Origin of the sequence: Nocardiopsis synnemataformans (assembly GCF_965343085.1) — a bacterium.
Taxonomy (GTDB): domain Bacteria; phylum Actinomycetota; class Actinomycetes; order Streptosporangiales; family Streptosporangiaceae; genus Nocardiopsis; species Nocardiopsis alborubida.
Genome location: NZ_CBDRFA010000004.1, coordinates 133,228 through 148,515, shown reverse-complemented (window position 1 = coordinate 148,515; position 15,288 = coordinate 133,228). Strand labels below are relative to the sequence as shown.

The 15,288-nt window shown below is 72.4% G+C and carries 11 protein-coding genes and 1 riboswitch; of the genes, 4 read left to right on the top strand and 7 right to left on the bottom strand.

Annotation, left to right across the window (positions count from 1 at the left end):
• Positions 1-111: 111 nt before the first annotated feature.
• Complete coding sequence (locus ACSIH6_RS03470; RefSeq protein ID WP_435106483.1) at positions 112-1,050, bottom strand: LysR family transcriptional regulator; 939 nt, start codon at positions 1,048-1,050, stop codon at positions 112-114.
• A gap of 166 nt (positions 1,051-1,216) precedes the next feature.
• Between ACSIH6_RS03470 and ACSIH6_RS03465 the strand changes: the two genes are divergently transcribed.
• Entirely contained in the window at positions 1,217-2,545 is a 1,329-nt protein-coding gene (locus ACSIH6_RS03465) for a pyridoxal phosphate-dependent aminotransferase (protein ID WP_435106481.1), read from the top strand.
• 261 nt (positions 2,546-2,806) lie between these two features.
• Here ACSIH6_RS03465 and ACSIH6_RS03460 read toward each other — a convergent pair whose 3' ends face one another.
• A complete protein-coding gene (locus ACSIH6_RS03460; RefSeq protein ID WP_435106479.1) occupies positions 2,807-4,060 on the bottom strand; it encodes a glycosyltransferase family 4 protein in 1,254 nt (417 codons plus the stop codon).
• A gap of 356 nt (positions 4,061-4,416) precedes the next feature.
• Between ACSIH6_RS03460 and ACSIH6_RS03455 the strand changes: the two genes are divergently transcribed.
• Together ACSIH6_RS03455 and ACSIH6_RS03450 are read left to right on the top strand one after the other, a co-directional pair.
• Positions 4,417-4,671 carry a DUF6457 domain-containing protein gene (locus ACSIH6_RS03455; protein WP_435106477.1) on the top strand — a complete coding sequence of 85 codons (255 nt, stop codon included), beginning with the start codon at positions 4,417-4,419 and terminating at the stop codon, positions 4,669-4,671.
• Between the two features lie 504 nt (positions 4,672-5,175).
• Complete coding sequence (locus ACSIH6_RS03450) at positions 5,176-6,594, top strand: alanine/glycine:cation symporter family protein (RefSeq protein WP_435106475.1); 1,419 nt, start codon at positions 5,176-5,178, stop codon at positions 6,592-6,594.
• A 206-nt stretch (positions 6,595-6,800) separates the two neighbouring features.
• Here the strand turns inward: ACSIH6_RS03450 and thiD are convergent, their stop codons facing one another.
• The 5 genes from thiD to ACSIH6_RS03425 form a co-directional block, all read right to left on the bottom strand.
• Positions 6,801-7,604, bottom strand: a complete 804-nt coding sequence (gene thiD, locus ACSIH6_RS03445) for a bifunctional hydroxymethylpyrimidine kinase/phosphomethylpyrimidine kinase (RefSeq protein WP_435106473.1) — start codon at positions 7,602-7,604, stop codon at positions 6,801-6,803.
• Positions 7,592-7,690, bottom strand: a riboswitch (TPP riboswitch). (Overlaps the previous gene by 13 nt.)
• A 170-nt stretch (positions 7,691-7,860) precedes the next feature.
• Complete coding sequence (locus ACSIH6_RS03440) at positions 7,861-8,556, bottom strand: DedA family protein (RefSeq protein ID WP_435106471.1); 696 nt, start codon at positions 8,554-8,556, stop codon at positions 7,861-7,863.
• A 19-nt stretch (positions 8,557-8,575) separates the two neighbouring features.
• Complete coding sequence (locus tag ACSIH6_RS03435; protein WP_435106469.1) at positions 8,576-9,505, bottom strand: DUF368 domain-containing protein; 930 nt, start codon at positions 9,503-9,505, stop codon at positions 8,576-8,578.
• A 493-nt stretch (positions 9,506-9,998) separates the two neighbouring features.
• Entirely contained in the window at positions 9,999-11,672 is a 1,674-nt protein-coding gene (locus ACSIH6_RS03430; protein ID WP_435106467.1) for an acyl-CoA synthetase, read from the bottom strand.
• 137 nt (positions 11,673-11,809) lie between these two features.
• Complete coding sequence (locus ACSIH6_RS03425; protein ID WP_435106465.1) at positions 11,810-13,495, bottom strand: IS200/IS605 family accessory protein TnpB-related protein; 1,686 nt, start codon at positions 13,493-13,495, stop codon at positions 11,810-11,812.
• Positions 13,496-13,915: 420 nt separating this feature from the next.
• Between ACSIH6_RS03425 and rocD the strand changes: the two genes are divergently transcribed.
• Positions 13,916-15,190 carry an ornithine--oxo-acid transaminase gene (rocD, locus tag ACSIH6_RS03420; RefSeq protein ID WP_435106463.1) on the top strand — a complete coding sequence of 425 codons (1,275 nt, stop codon included), beginning with the start codon at positions 13,916-13,918 and terminating at the stop codon, positions 15,188-15,190.
• Positions 15,191-15,288: the final 98 nt, after the last annotated feature.

Sequence of the window (15,288 nt, the reverse complement as noted above, 5' to 3'; positions counted from 1 at the left end):
GGCGCTCCGCCGAAGGGGTCGGACCCCCGGCGAAGGCCGAGCACGCGCCCGTGCGGCGCGGACTGACGGAAGTCCCGGCGAGGTCGGCGCGGAGCGGACCGGCGCCGGTGGTCAGGCCACCGTCATCCCGGCGATCTCCCTGTTCACCTGCTGCGCGGCATCCCTCAACGCCGCCAACGTCACCTGCACCGCCGGCCGCCTCGCCGCCACCGACCGCACCACCGCGTACACGTGCCGCTCGGGCGCGGACGCGGGCAGCCTCCGGTAGACCAGCCCCGCCGGGGCCCCCACCATCGCCAGGGCCGGAACCGCGGCGATCCCGATCCCGCGCGACACCAGGCTCAGCACCGTTCCCAGCCCCTCGAACTCCCAGGCGGCGGAAGGCAGCCCGCCCACCTCGGACAGGAGCCGGTCCGTTCCGTAGCGCGAACGCTCGCTCTCGGGCGTCACGATCCACGACTCGTTCAGCAACCCCTCCAGCACCACCGGCGTCGAGGGGGCGGCCAGTGCGTGCTCTCGGGGCACCGCCAGCACCATCGGGTCGCGCATCAGGTGGATGTGCCGCAGCCCGCTCTCCGGTCCGCGCCCGGGGTGCTGTCCGGACCAGTCGTCGACCAGGGCGATGTCCACCTCCCGCGAGCGCACCTGCTGGGTCCCCGTCGCCAACAGGGTCTGGCGCAGCAGTAGCTGCATCCCCTCGTGTCGGCGCAGCGGCGGTACCAGCAGGGGCGCGAACGCCACGGCGGCGGTCGGGAACGCCGTGACGGTGACCACGCCCAGTGCCAGGTCCGACTGTTCGGCGAGCACCGACTCGGTCGCCTCCACCAGCGCCAGGATGTCCTCGGCCTGGGCCACCAGGAGCCGCCCGGCGTCGGTGAGTTCGGCGCCCCGCGCGGAGCGGTCCAGCAGCGCGACGCCCGTCTCGCTCTCCAGTGTGGCCAGTTGCTGGGACACGGCCGAGGGCGTGTAACCGAGAGCGCCAGCGGTGGCGGAGATGGTTCCCCGGATGCTGAACTCGCGGAGGACGTGCAGACGACGCAGATCGAGCATAAGAAAACCTTACTCTCAGCATCGAAAAGACGCGCTTGTACTGATGCCTGAACCTGGGCAGTGTGTGGGGTGACGGGCCGGCCTCCCAGGTGGAGCGGCAGTCCACGCAGCCCACGGGCTGCTCGCGCAGCACCCGCATTCACGACAAACCGGAGATGAGTCCTCGATGACCGTCACTGTGTCCGCGACCCTCGCCGTCAACGAAGCGCTCGCCGAGAAGCGTCGCCAGGGAGTCCGTGTGCTCCCCCTGGGCTTCGGCGAGGCCGGACTTCCGGTCCACCCGGTCATGCGCGACCGGCTCACCGCGGGGAACGGCGCCAACGCCTACGGGCCCGTCGCCGGGTCCGCGGCCCTGCGGGAGGCCGCCGCCGGGTACTGGGAGCGCCGCGGGCTGCCCACCGACCCCGGACTGGTCATCGCCGGGCCCGGCAGCAAGCCGCTCCTGTACAGCCTCCTGCTGGAGATCGGCGGCGACACCGCGATCGCCGCGCCCAGCTGGGTCAGCTACGCCGCGCAGAGCCGCCTGGTGGGGCAGCGGCCCGTCATGGTCCCCACGGCCCCCGGCGAGGGGGGCGTACCCCAGCCGGACCTGCTGCACGCCGCCGTCACCGCGGCCCGCGAGGAGGGACGCACGGTCAACGCCGTCATCGTCACCGTCCCCGACAACCCGACCGGCACCGTGGCCGACGCCGACACCGTCCGGCGCCTGTGCGAGGTGGCCCGCGAACTCGACCTGGTCGTCATCTCCGACGAGATCTACCGTGACCTCGTCCACCCCGCGGCCCCCGGCGAGGCGCCCGCCGAGGCGCACAGCCCCGCCGAGTACGCGCCCGAGCGCACCGTCATCTCCACCGGGCTGAGCAAGAACCTGGCCCTGGGCGGCTGGCGCATCGGCGTCGTGCGCCTGCCCGACTCCGAGATCGGCCACCGCCTGCGCGGCGGGCTGCTCGGGGTGGCCAGCGAGATCTGGTCGAGTCCGGTCGCTCCCGTCCAGGAGGCCGCCGCGCACGCCTTCACCGAACCCGCCGAACTCCTCGACCACGTCGACCGCAGCCGCCGCCTGCACGGCATCGTCGCCGGTGCGGTCACCGAGGCGTTCGTCCGCGCGGGCGCGACCGTGGCCGTCCCCCGGGCGGCCTTCTACCTCTACCCCGACTTCGAGCCGGTCCGGGAGCGGCTGGCCGCCCTCCACGGTGTGGCCACCGGTCCGGACCTGACCGGGCTGCTGCTGGACCGCTTCGGAATGGGGGTGCTGCCCGCCGCGGAGTTCGGGGAGGGGGCGGGAGCCCTGCGCATGCGGGTCGCCACCAGCCTGCTCTACGGCGACACCGAGGAACGCCGCTACGCCGCCCTCGCCGCCACGGACCCGCTGGCGCTGCCCTGGATCCGTGCCCACCTCGACCGCCTCGACGAGGTCCTGGGCGCGCTGCTCACCGCGAGCGCCGACGCCGGGGGCGTCCTGCCCCGGTCCACCGAACCACAGGCGGTCAGCTGACCGGTCCCGGCGTCCGCCCCGTGTAAGGGGGCGGGGCGGACGCATTGCCCTCCGGCCTCCCCCGGCCGCTCCTTCCGGGGGAGGCCGGATCCCTGTCCGGTCCCGTGTGGTGGGACGTCCGGGCCCCTCGGCGGCAGGCTCCCCACCACCGGCGGCTTGCCCCCACTCCGGCGACACGTTCCCGTCCCGACTGCGAGGCCGCGCCCGATCCTCGTCCGGTACGGCCACCGCACGGCCATCGCACGGGCGCCGCTCAGGCGCTCACCTCAGGCCGGACGGAGCGCCTCCCACCCCCGCCTCGCGCGCGGCCAGTTCCGCGCTGGAGGAGATCACCGCCCGGTAGTGGTCGAGCAGCTGCTCACCGACCGCCTCCCACGTACGGTGCTCCACCGAGGGCCGGGCGCCCCGCGCCATCCGCTCCCGCACCTGGCGGTTGTGGGCCAGCCGACCCACCGCCACCCGCAGCTCGCGCACCGAGTCCGGGGCGTACAGCAGCCCGTTGCGTTCGGGCACCACCAGGTCCAGCGGCCCGCCCGAGGCGGGGGCCACCACCGGCACCCCGGAGGCCAGTGCCTCCTGGACGGCCTGGCAGAACGTCTCGTCCGCCCCGGTGTGCACGAACACGTCCATGGACGCGTACAGACGCGACAGGTCGCCGCCGGTGCGCTGCCCGGTGAACACCGCGTCGGGCAGGCGCCTGCGCAGACGCGCCCGCTCGGGGCCGTCCCCCACCACGACCAGCCTGATCCCGCGCAGGCGGGACACGTGTTCCAGCATCTCCACCCGCTTGTCCCTGGCCAGCCGCCCCACGTAGCCCACGATCGTCTCCCCGCCCGGTGCGAGCCTGCGCCGCAGCTCCTCGTCGCGGTGCACGGGGGAGAAGCGCTGGGCGTCGACCCCGCGGCGCCACAGGTCCAGCCGGGGGAACCCCCGCGCGGACAGCGCCTCCATGGTGGCCGAGGACGGCGCCAGCGTCCGGTCCACCGCGGCGTGCGTGCGCCGCAGCAGCGACCACAGGGTGTCCCCGCCGGGCAGGCGGTAGCGCCCGGCGAAGCCGGGAAGGTCGGTCTGGAACACCGCCACGGTCGGCAGTGCCCACCGGCGGGCGGTCTCCACGGCCGCCGCCCCGAGCAGGGCGGGGGAGGCCAGGTGCAGCACGTCGGGGGAGAAGGCGCGGATCGCCGCGGTCATCACGCGCCGGGCGGGCAGCCCCACGGAGAAGTCGCGGTAGAACGGCAGGGGCACGGAGGGCAGCCGGACCACAGGGAAGCCCGCGTAGGAGGAGGGGCCGGTCCCGGGGGCCAGCACCAGGGCCTCGTGGCCGCGCGCGGCCAGCAGGTCGGCGACCCGGCACACGGAGTTGGTCACCCCGTTGACCTGGGGGAGGAAGGATTCCGTCACGATCGCCACGCGCAGCGGACCGCGGGCGTCGGACGGGGGCACGCGGTCGGGCGAGGGCGTGCGTGCCGCCGGAGCGCCGTGCCCGGCAGCGGGAACGCGAGCGGTCGTGGACACGTGGTCGTTCGCGGGCCGGGGAACGGCCGGAGGCACCGGGGGCGCGACACGTGTGGCCGAGGGCGGGTGAGCGGCCGGGGACGTGCGAGTGGCCGGAGACGTACGGTCGGTCGGGGACATGCGGGTGGCTCCCAACGCCGGGGGAACGGCTGCCTACGCCGGGGGAACGGCTGCCTCCGACGCTAGGCTCGTGGGATGAACCTCGGTTTGGGGGCGGGGGAACCGCGCCCGAAGACCAGGCGTGGGCAGTTCGAGCGGTCGGTGACCGTGCCCGTGTGCCCGTGTGTCCGCCGGGTGACCCCCCGGTGGATATGATTGCTGTATGTAGCCAATGTATTGCTCTAAGGAGTCGTGTGGTGACCCTCGTGGAATGGGCCGAAGCAGTCCGAGGCGAACTGGGCCTGACCGGTACCGAACCGCTCCGCAAGGAGGACGTCGACCGGGTGCTCGACCTCGCCCGGGACGCCGCCCACTCCGTGGCCCGGCCCGCCGCGCCTCTCACCACCTACCTCCTGGGTGTGGCGGTGGGGCAGGGCGCGGACCCCGACGAGGCCGCGGCGGCCCTCAGCAGACTCGCCCTGGCCCAGGCCGACGAGGAGGACCGCACCTAGGGCCCCGTCGCCGTCCGTACCGGCTGGGGCCTTCTCGTCCGTGCCGGTCGCGCCCGCTCGGGACACGGCGACCCGGAGCCCGCCGCGGTCGTACCAGGCCCATAGCGGTCGTACCGGCCCGCCGTCCGTAGGCCGCACCGGACCGCGTTCCGTACCGGGCTGTGTTCCGTGCCGGGCTGTGTTCCGCGTGGGCCGCACCGGCTTCACCGGCGCCAGCTGGTGTGCCGTCGTCCGGGCGAAGCCCCCTTCCCGGCACTCGTCGGGCGCGCGGGCCTTGACGGGGAACACCGCCCGTACCCGGGCGGTACGCGGAAGAGGAACCGGAAGTTCCCGAAGAAACCGGCATGTGGAACACGTGTGATGTGTTTGTTACGCGTCGATGCAATTCTTTGCCGGTATCGCGGGCCTCCACCAGTGCCGAAGCGATCGCGAGGGCGTCGGATCCCCCGTACTCCGGTACCGGCGGCCCCTCGTCCCCACCACTCACCGATAGGGAGATCCCCTGTGGACCAGCTCCTCGAAATGGCTGGCATCGTCAGCAGCATCATCTGGGGGCCCTTCGTCCTCATTCCGCTGCTGTTCGGTGTCGGCCTGTTCCTCACGATCCGTCTCCGCCTGCTCCAGCTCCTCCGGCTGCCGCACGCGCTGTGGCTCGCCGTCGTCCGGCGCAAGGAGGACGACTCCGTCGAGGGCGACATCTCCCACTACCAGGCGCTGAGCACGGCCCTGGCCGCCACCGTCGGCGTCGGCAACATCGCCGGTGCCGCGCTCGCCATCGGCATCGGCGGCCCCGGCGCGCTGTTCTGGATGTGGGTCGTCGGCCTCCTCGGCATGGCCACCAAGTACAGCGAGGCCCTCCTGGGCGTGAAGTTCCGCCGCACCGACGCCAAGGGCGAGCAGAGCGGCGGCCCGATGTACTACCTCAAGTACGGGATCCGCGGCGGCCTGGGCACCACCCTGGGCGTGGCCTTCGCGGTCTTCGGCGCCATCGCCGCCTTCGGCATCGGCAACGGCACCCAGGCCAACGCCGTCGCGCAGCAGATCACCAGCGTCACGCCGCTGGACACGTGGGTGGTGGGCCTGGCGCTCATGATCCTCGCGGGCGCCGTCATCCTCGGCGGCATCAAGAGCATCGGCCGCGTCGCCTCCGCCCTCGTGCCGATCATGATCATTTGCTACGTGAGCGTCTGCCTGGTCATCCTGGCCGTCAACTGGGCCGCGATCCTCCCCGCGCTCCAGCTCGTGGTGACCGACGCCTTCACCGGCACCGCGGCCACGGGCGGCTTCGCCGGTGCGGGCATCATGCTCGCCATCCGGCAGGGCTTCGCCCGCGGCATCTTCTCCAACGAGTCGGGCCTGGGCACCGGGGCCATCGCCGCCGCCGCGGCCAAGACCAACCAGCCGGTCCGTCAGGCCATGGTCTCGATGACCCAGACCTTCATCGACACCATCATCGTGGTCACCATGACCTGCCTGGTCATCATCACCACCGGTGTCTGGATCGACGGCGACGACGACGGCTCGCTGATGACCAGCAACGCGGTCTCCGAGGGCCTGGGGTCGATCAGTCCCGCGCTCGCCCCGGCCGGTGCCGTCATCGTGGCCGTCGCGGTGGCCGTGTTCGCCTTCACCACCCTGCTCGGGTGGGCCTACTACGGCGAGCGCTGCATGGTGTTCCTGGGCGGCCGCCGCCTGGTCCTGCCCTACCGCCTGGTGTTCATCGCCGTCATCTACGTGGGCGCGGTCGCCAGCCTGGACTCGGTCTGGCTGTTCAGCGACATCGCCAACGGCCTGATGGCCCTGCCCAACCTCATCGGGCTCCTGCTGCTGTCCCCGGTCATCGTGGCGGAGACGCGCAAGTTCTTCGCCCACCCCGACTGGAGGGACCCGGACAAGGTCATGCAGGACGTGACCAAGCAGTAGCTCCGCCTCCGCAGGAGGACGGGACGAGGAGGGGGGACCGGCACGGAGCCGGTCCCCCTTCGGCGTCGGGTCCCGCCTCCGGCCCTTCCGGCGGTGGGCCCCACGGTCCCGGCGGGCTCGGGGTTCTCCACCGCGTGCGCCCGACGTGCGCCGACGACTCCGACTGATCACGACACCGCAGGTCAACGGGTTCGGGGGTGGCACTTCTACCACCAGGCGTGGAAGTGGTGCACCGGGCCCTGTCCGCCGCCCGCGTCGATCTCGTCGGCGCGCCGGATGGCCTCGGTCAGGTAGTCCTTGGCGTCGCCCACCGCGGCGGCCACGTCCGGCCGCTGCGGCAGCAGGGCCGCGATCGAGGAGGACAGCGTGCAACCGGTGCCGTGCGTGTTGCGGGTGGCCACCCTCGGGGCGCGGAACTCGACCGGGTCGGCGTCCCGGGCGACCAGGACGTCGACGCTCTCCCCGCCGGTCAGGTGGCCGCCCTTGAGCAGGACCCGGCGCGGGCCGAGCTCCAGCAGCCGCCAGGCCTGGGCGCGCATCGACGCCAGGTCGGTCGCCTCGGGCTCCTCCAGCAGGTCGGCGGCCTCGGGCAGGTTCGGGGTGACCAGGTCCGCGCGGGGCAGGAGCTTGGTGCGCAGCGCGTCGACGGCCGAGGCCTCCAGCAGCCGGTCCCCGCTCTTGGCGACCATCACCGGGTCCACCACCACGTTCGACAGCGCGTGGCGGTCGATCGCCTCGGCCACGGCCTCGGTGACCTCCGAGGTGCCCAGCATGCCCACCTTGACCGCGTGCACGGCGGCGTCGGCGAAGAGGGTGTCCATCTGGTGGGCGACGAACCGCGCCGGGACCGGGTGGACCCCGGTGACGCCGCGCGTGGACTGGGCGGTGAGCGCGGTGACCACGGTCATCCCGAAGGTCCCGTGCGCGGAGAAGGCCTTGAGGTCGGCCTGGACGCCCGCGCCCCCGCTGGGGTCGCTGCCGGCGATGGACACGATGTTGTACGCGCTCATGGCGTTCCTTCGCTAGTGCTAACTAGGGCAGGTTCGACGGGTGTGCTCTCAGCCGGGAACGTGTCCCAGCACCCCGCGCCTCCGGGGCCGCGTCGGCGGCCCCGGCCGGTATGTGCTTGTCGGTGCGTTCCGGGCAGGATACCCACAGAACACCGAAGGGGCCCGCCCGGGGATGCGGGCGGACCCCTGGAGGGGTTCACGGGGGACGGTGTCCCGGGGGAGGAGCCTCAGGCGGGGGCCCTCCGACGGGGGTGCCTCAGGCGGAGGTGTCCTCGGTCCGGCGGGCCTTGGTCCGCTTGTAGACGCGGGCCAGGATGAACCACAGCACCAGCAGGCCGATGATCACGACCACGACGTTGCTGATCACGCCGCTCCACTGGGCCAGGACGGGCTCGATGGCCGGGCCGAAGACGTAGCCGAGGCCGATCCAGATCGTGTTCCACACAGCGGAGCCGATGACCGTGTACAGCGAGAACTTGAACAGGGGCATCCGCTCGATCCCGGCGGGCACCGAGATGAAGCTGCGGACCAGGGGCACGCATCGGCCCAGCAGGACGGCGAGGCCGCCGAAGCGGGTGAAGAAGCGCTCGGCCTTGTAGAAGTCCTCGATCTCCAGCAGCGGGGTCTTCTCGACCAGCCAGGCCGTGCGGTCGCGGCCCAGGAGCGCGCCGATCGCGTAGAAGCCCCACGCGCCGACCAGGCAGCCGATCGTCGCCCACAGGATGGCGAGCCACACGTTCATGTGTCCGGCGTAGGCGAGGAACCCGGCGCCGGGCAGGACCGCCTCACTGGGCATCGGGGGAAAGAAGGTCTCGATGAACAGCGCCACGCCGACACCGGGTTCGCCCAGGGTCGTCATCAGGCTCAGGACCCACCCGATGAATCCCTCGTACTCGTGGACGACGTCGACTTCCGTCGTCGAGGCCGCGGTCATCAGCAGATTCGTTGTCATGCGGTTGTCGTTCCCGTTCTCAGACGTGGGTGGGAACCCGGCCGTGCTCGGGCTCCTCCATCCGGCGGCGCTTACGGCTTTCCCAGACGATGGCCGCCGCCACGATCGCGAAGCCGACCACCATGAGGGCCACCGTCACAGGGACGTCGGTGGGGGGCAGGACGGTGCGGTCCTCGTCCTGCCACGGCCACAGGGCGCGCAGCGAACCGGCCATGAGGCCGGTGAGGACCACCAGGGTCATGTGGTGGAAGTTCTCCAACAGGTACTGGAGCAGCTTCACGAACAGTGACAGGCCCGTGAGCATGCCGAGGGCGAACACCGAGAGGTAGGCGACGTCCATGTCCCCGACCGCGCTGATCGTGGGCTCGTACAGGCCCAGCGTGAGCAGGATGAAGGATCCGGACAGTCCGGGAAGGACCAGAGCGCAGACGGCCACCGCCGCGGCGAGGAAGACGACCACCGGGTGGGTGGGCAGGTTGGCGCCGGGCAGGCCGGTGAGGAAGAACGCGCCCGCGGCGAAGACCAGGGCGACGAGGTAGTGCCAGGCCCGCCACTTCTGGCCCGCACCGGTGTAGGGGATCCACAGGCAGGCCAGGACCAGGCCGAAGAACAGCGCGTACGCGTACTGGGTGTGGGCCTCGACCAGCGGTGCGAGGACCACGGCCGCCATACCGAGGAAGGCCACCATGCCGACGAGCGCGGGGATCAGCACGCTCCAGTCCACCTGGCGGAACTGCTCCTGGGCGCGTTCCCTTCCGCGCCCGCGCGGGACGTCGGTGACGTAGCGCCTGACGCCGCTGACCATGTGGCCGACGCCGCCGATGAGTTTGTCGTAGAGGCCGACGATGAGGGCGACCGTGCCGCCGCTGATACCGGGAAGGGCCTCCGAGGCGCCCACGGCGCCGCCGCGCACCGCGTTGAAGATGTAGCTGCCTACTGAGTTGGGCATCTGGGTTCTTGGGCGCGCTCCGGGCGGAACCCGGGCAAGCGCGCCGTCCTCCGTCCTAGTGGTGTCACCGCATGCGCACCGTGTGCACGGGTGGGAGGTGGGTCAAAGGTGGTCCACGCGTTCCACGGCCCCGAACGGTGCGCGGTGGAACCGGCCGGCCCCGGCCGGGAGGGTGCGACCCGGTCGGAGCGGGAGAGAGAAAACCGTGGGGCCTGGAACCAGGCGACGTCAGTCTAGCGGTGGAGGAGTGGGCGAAGGGCGGTCGGAAACATGCGCAACCCCTGTTTCGGCTGGGTAAGTCCGTATTGGCCCTGTGCCCGAAATGAAGGGCCCCGTACCGCTCCGGTGCGGAGTTCCGCAGTGGGGGACCGCGGAACCCGGAAGTCCGGCAGCCAGGCCTGCCCCGGACATGGTTTCGGACCCGTTCCGGAGCCGGGTCGCAGGGTCTGCCCCGGCCCCGCTCTGGAAGCTGGGCCGGGGCCCGGGTCGGCGCTCAGGGGACGGTCGGGACGGCCGGAGCGGACGCCCCGGTCCCGGTGACCGACGCCGCCCACCGGTAGTCCTGCTTGCCGACCGCCGTACGACGCACCCGGTCCACGAAGTGCACGGTCCGCGGCACCTTGAACCCCGCCAGCCGCACACGGCAGTACGCGCGCAGCTCGGCCTCCTCCAGGCGAGCACCCGCGGCCAGCGAGACCAGCGCGGTCACCCGCTGTCCGAGGTACTCGTCGGGCGAGGGCACCACGATGGCGTCCTCCACCGAGGGGTGCGCCTTGAGCGCGGCCTCCACCTCCTCGGGGTAGACCTTCTCCCCGGCGGTGTTGATCACCGCGCTCCCGCGTCCCAGCAGCGCGATCGAGCCGTCCGCGTCCCACGTCCCGAAGTCGCCCGACAGCGCCCAGCGGCGCCCCCCGGCGTCGGTGGGGAAGGTGCGCGCGGTCGCCAGGGGGTCGTTGTAGTAGCCCAGCGGGATCCGTCCGGTGCGCGCGATCCGCCCCACCTCGCGCGACCCCGGGGGCAGCGGGCGCAGGGACGCGTCCAGCACCGCGATGCTGCCGCCCATGGTGAAGCTGCGGCTGCCGGAGGTCCCGACCCGGGCCGGGACCTCCGGCGGACCGGCCGGTTCGGCGCCGGTCGCCGAGCCGCACACGCCCGTCTCCGATCCCCCGTAGGCGTCGGAGAGGGACACGTCCTCGCGCCAGGCGTGCCACAGCGCGCGCACCGCCGGGGTGAGCGGGGTGCCGCCGGAGCGGATCGAGGCCAGGTTCGGGCACAGCCCCGGTTCGGTGAGCAGGTGGCGGGCCAGCGGGCGGGCCATGGCGTCGCCCACCAGTTGGAGCACGTGCACGCCCTCCCGGTGCGCCGTCTCCAGCACCCGGTCCGGACGGAAGCTGCGGTCGGTGGACAGCACCACGCGCTTGCCGCACAGCAGCATGCTCAGCGCGTTCCACTGCCCGGCCGCGTGCATGAGCGGTCCGAGGACCAGCATGCGCTGCTCGAAGCAGCGCGTGGCGCGCTCGGCCACCTCCTCCGGGGTCCGGGCACTGGGCGTGCCCGGAGCGCGGCGCTCCAGGGCCGCGCGGAAGATGTCCGCCTGCCGCCACAGCACGCCCTTGGGATAGCCCGTCGTGCCCCCGGTGTAGAGCAGGTAGTGGTCCTCGCCGCTGGTCGGAGGCAGGACAGCGTCGTCGGGCGCCGAGGCCAGCGCCTCCTCGTAGTCGTGGCCCTCCGTCTCGCGCGCGGAGCCGTCCGCGACGAGCAGGACGTGGCGCAGCCGGGGCAGGTCGGAGCGGACCGTGGCCACCGCTCCGGCCAGCGAGTCCTCCGCGATCAGCGCGACCGCGTGCGAGTCGGCCAGGACGTGGCGCAGTTCGCCCGCGACGTAGCGGTAGTTGACGTTGACCGGGACCGCTTCCGCGCGCAGGATCCCCAGGAAGGACTCCACCCATTCGGCGCGGTTGAACGCCAGGACGGCGACGTGCTCGCCGGGGCGCACGCCCGCGCCGACCAGGTGGCGGGCCAGCCGCTGTGAGCGCTCGCGCAGGGCGCGGTAGGTGAGCCGCCGGGGACCGGCGACCAGGGCGGTCCGGTCGGGCACGGCGTCGGCGACCGCCGCGAACAGGCGGGAGAGGGAGAAGGGGGCGTCCGGGGACGCGAAGGTGGGCACGCCTGACCTCCCGGGCACGGTCGACGGGGCCGTCCACGGCACGGGGCTCGCGGCGGCTGGGTGGCTGTTGGTGCGACCGTACCCCTCGGGGGAGGGCCCGACCGCCGTCGGGGCTGTGGAGCGCGTCACCAGGGGCGTTATCGCAGTTCACCATGGATGTGACGGTCCCGCTCAGAGGGTGTGCGCGGCGTTTCGCGGGCGGGTTTTCGGGCATCGCCCCCGCGCTGTGATCTCTCCCACCGTTCCTCAACAGTGTCCAGGAGTGGGTCTTGGACCCACACCTGCGCCACTGGCGCGTCCCCAACGGTGTTGGACGCGCTGGTTCTCCGCGTTCTCGCTGTCCCCGTCCGGCGACGTGCATCGTGTGCGCGCTCCGTGACGGGTGGGCGGTTTCTCTCGCGCCCGGGACTACCCGGCGCGGCCTGGATGGTCCGATGCCCCGCACCATCACTCCGGTGGTGTGGGGGCGGTGCCGTCCGTCGCCGGACCGGGTGGCCCTGGGCGCGCCTGCCGACCGCGATGCTGGCCGCATCGTGCCGGGAGACCTTCCTACGTGTGGTGGTGAGGGGTTTTTGCCAGTGCTGGGCACCCCACCGGGAGGTATACGCCGGGTCCACGGCCATGACCGAGACCCCCAGGGTGTGGGCCATCGACACCAGCCGGGACCGCAACCGAGCGGTGGGAAAACCACTGATCAACTGCCGGAACTTCTTGCGGCGGCCGTGCTTCTCCCGGGACTTGTCCGCGGCGAAGTCCAGGTCCTCCACCGCGATGGCCCGCACGCCGCATCCGGTGGCCCAGCGCAGCAGCCGGGACAGGGCGTGGCGCACCTGCGCGTCCCGGTGCTGGGAGTTCCCGGACAGGTCGAAGGCGAACCGGCGCGGGTTCCCGACCGGGTTGCCGTGCACGTCGAGCCGCCAGGCGGCCAGGTGGTCGGCGTTGGCGTCCACCCCGACCACCCCGCGGGCCAGCGCCGCCTCCCACGGCACCTGCGGGACAGGAGCGGGTGTCCAGGATGTGCTCACGTACCACCGGTTCCGACCCGCCTCCAGGTGGATGCGGTAGGCCACCGCCCCGTCGGCCTCGACCCGGTCGGCCCACTCGGTGCCCCGGTGGGCGAAGGCCACCCGGCAGGAGAGCACGTACCGACCACGGGCAGCGTTGGCCAGGTGCGCCAGCGGAGCGGGCAGCCGGATACCGACCTGCCCGTCGGGGGCGATACGGATCGTCTCGTTGCCGTGGCGTTTGCCGGACTCACCCTCGGCGGACAGGAAGAAGCGCTCGGCCTCCCACCGGGCCCGCCACTGGGCCTGGGTGAGCCCGGCCTGGTCCAGGTGGTGGCGGGTGTTCAGCAACCGCTTGCCGCCGCGCACCACATGCACCCGTCCGGCCTCCCCGTCGGCCACCGCCATCGCATGGCGATGCTCCAGGGTGGCCAGGCGTCGGGACTTGGCGTGCCACTCCCGTCGGGAGGCGTACCCGCCCGGAGCACCCTGGGCGCCCTTTTCTCCGAGTGGCTGGGAGAGCCGGTGGTGCAGGGTGTCGATCCCGGCTTGGAGGCGGTGCAGGTGGGCGAGTTGGCTGCGGCGGGCCAGCGCCCACTGCTCGTTGGAGGCCTTGGTGATCGCCCCCGCCCACCGCGAGGACGAGACAGGGGTCACCCCCCGTTTGCGGGCCGCCCAGGAGTCCTTGCCGTGGCTGGTGCTGTCCAGACACCGGGCGGCCAGATCTGTGGAGGCGAGCGATCCCAAATGGGCGCCCACGGCCCGCAGCACCGCCTCGTCCTCAGGAGTGAGGCCCTTGAGCCGGTCACGCACGCTCACCCCGGTCGGCGCGGGACCAGGAACGAGTCGGCGATGGTCCGCAACCGCCGCGTGCCGGTACCTGCCATCCCTTCCCACCTCCCGATCCTGCCGGTTTCGTCACTGTGTTCGAGATGACCGTAGCCAGAACCAGAGGCGCCTGTCCGGAGAATCAGCGAACTCCTCGGACGAGTTTTCTTCGTCGCACCATGCACAGGGGTGAGGGCACACACCACACACCGCCTTCCGACAGCTGCACGTGATCACTTCTGTGCCCTCGTGCGCGTTGGAATGGCTTCCCGATCCAACAGCTAACAACCCCTTGTGTGCTCACCGGAACATCTGCTCAACTCTTGGAGACCTCCCGCCGAAGGGGCGCGAACCTGCCCGACGGTGGGTATCAACTGTCTGACATCGGTCGATGGTGATCGGAGCGGCTAGATGGGCAACACCCAGAACCTGGGACAGCGGGACTCCGCCGGGAACCCCGGTGGAGAGGCACTCTCCGGCGCGGACCACATCGCGCTCGCACGTGCGCGGTCGGCGCACAACTACTCACCCCTTCCCGTCGTGATCGCCGAGGGCCGTGGCGCCTGGGTGACCGACGTCGAGGGCAGGAGGTACCTGGACTGCCTGGCCGGGTACTCGGCCATGAACTTCGGCCACCACAACCCCGACCTGCTCGCGGCGGCGCACCGGCAGATCGACCGGGTGACCCTCACGAGCCGGGCCTTCTACAACGACCAGTTCGGCCCGTGGGTCAGCGCCCTCGCCGACATGGTCGGCAAGGAGAAGGTCCTGCCGATGAACACCGGCGCCGAGGCGGTGGAGACCGGCATCAAGGTGGCCCGCAAGTGGGCCTACGAGGTCAAGGGTGTGCCCGAGAACGAGGCGACCATCGTCGTGGCGGGCGCCAACTTCCACGGCCGCACCACCACCATCGTCTCCTTCTCGTCGGACCCGGAGGCCAGGACGGGTTTCGGGCCCTACACACCGGGTTTCCGGTCGGTGCCCTACGGTGACGCCGAGGCCATCGAGGCCGCCATCGACTCCACGACCGCGGCGGTCCTCATCGAGCCCGTGCAGGGCGAGGCTGGTGTGATCGTGCCGCCGCCGGACTTCCTGCCCCGGGTCAGGGAGATCTGTGACCGCGAGCGGGTGCTGTTCATCGCCGACGAGGTGCAGTCGGGCCTGGGCCGCACCGGGACCGTCCGGGCCTGCGAGCACAGCGGAGTGGTCCCCGACGCCTACCTGTTCGGCAAGGCGCTGGGCGGCGGCATCCTGCCGGTGTCGGCGATGGTCGCCGACGAGGACGTGCTCGGCGTCATCCAGCCGGGTCAGCACGGCAGCACGTTCGGCGGCAACCCGCTGGCCGGTGCGGTCGGGAGCACGGTCGTGCGGATGCTGACCGAGGGCCCCTACCTGGAGAACGCGCGGCGCCTGGGGGAGGTGCTCAAACGCCGCCTCAAGGAGTTCGTGGGCGACGGGGTGGTGTCCGCGCGCAGCATCGGGCTGTGGGCGGGCATCGACGTCGACCCGTCACTGGCCTCGGGCCGGGAGCTGTGCGAGCGCCTCGCCGACCACGGCGTCCTGGTCAAGGACACCCACGGCTCCACGGTGCGGATGTCGCCGCCGCTCGTGATCAGCGAGGAGGACCTCAACTGGGGTCTGGACCGCTTCGCCGAGGTGATCCGGGAGCTCCAGGCGGGCCGGTAGGGACAGCGCGGGGCCGTGCGCGACCGCCGGTCGCGCACGGCGCCCCGGGGAGGGCGCGGCGCGTGCGGCCGTGCGGCCCCGCAGCGCGGACCCGGGTT

Coding starts and splice junctions, on each gene's coding strand:
- ACSIH6_RS03440 (WP_435106471.1), bottom strand. CDS start 8,556: ATGACAACGAATCTGCTGATGACCGCGGCCTCGACGACGGAAGTCGAC.
- ACSIH6_RS03465 (WP_435106481.1), top strand. CDS start 1,217: ATGACCGTCACTGTGTCCGCGACCCTCGCCGTCAACGAAGCGCTCGCC.
- thiD (WP_435106473.1), bottom strand. CDS start 7,604: ATGAGCGCGTACAACATCGTGTCCATCGCCGGCAGCGACCCCAGCGGG.
- rocD (WP_435106463.1), top strand. CDS start 13,916: ATGGGCAACACCCAGAACCTGGGACAGCGGGACTCCGCCGGGAACCCC.
- ACSIH6_RS03435 (WP_435106469.1), bottom strand. CDS start 9,505: ATGCCCAACTCAGTAGGCAGCTACATCTTCAACGCGGTGCGCGGCGGC.
- ACSIH6_RS03470 (WP_435106483.1), bottom strand. CDS start 1,050: ATGCTCGATCTGCGTCGTCTGCACGTCCTCCGCGAGTTCAGCATCCGG.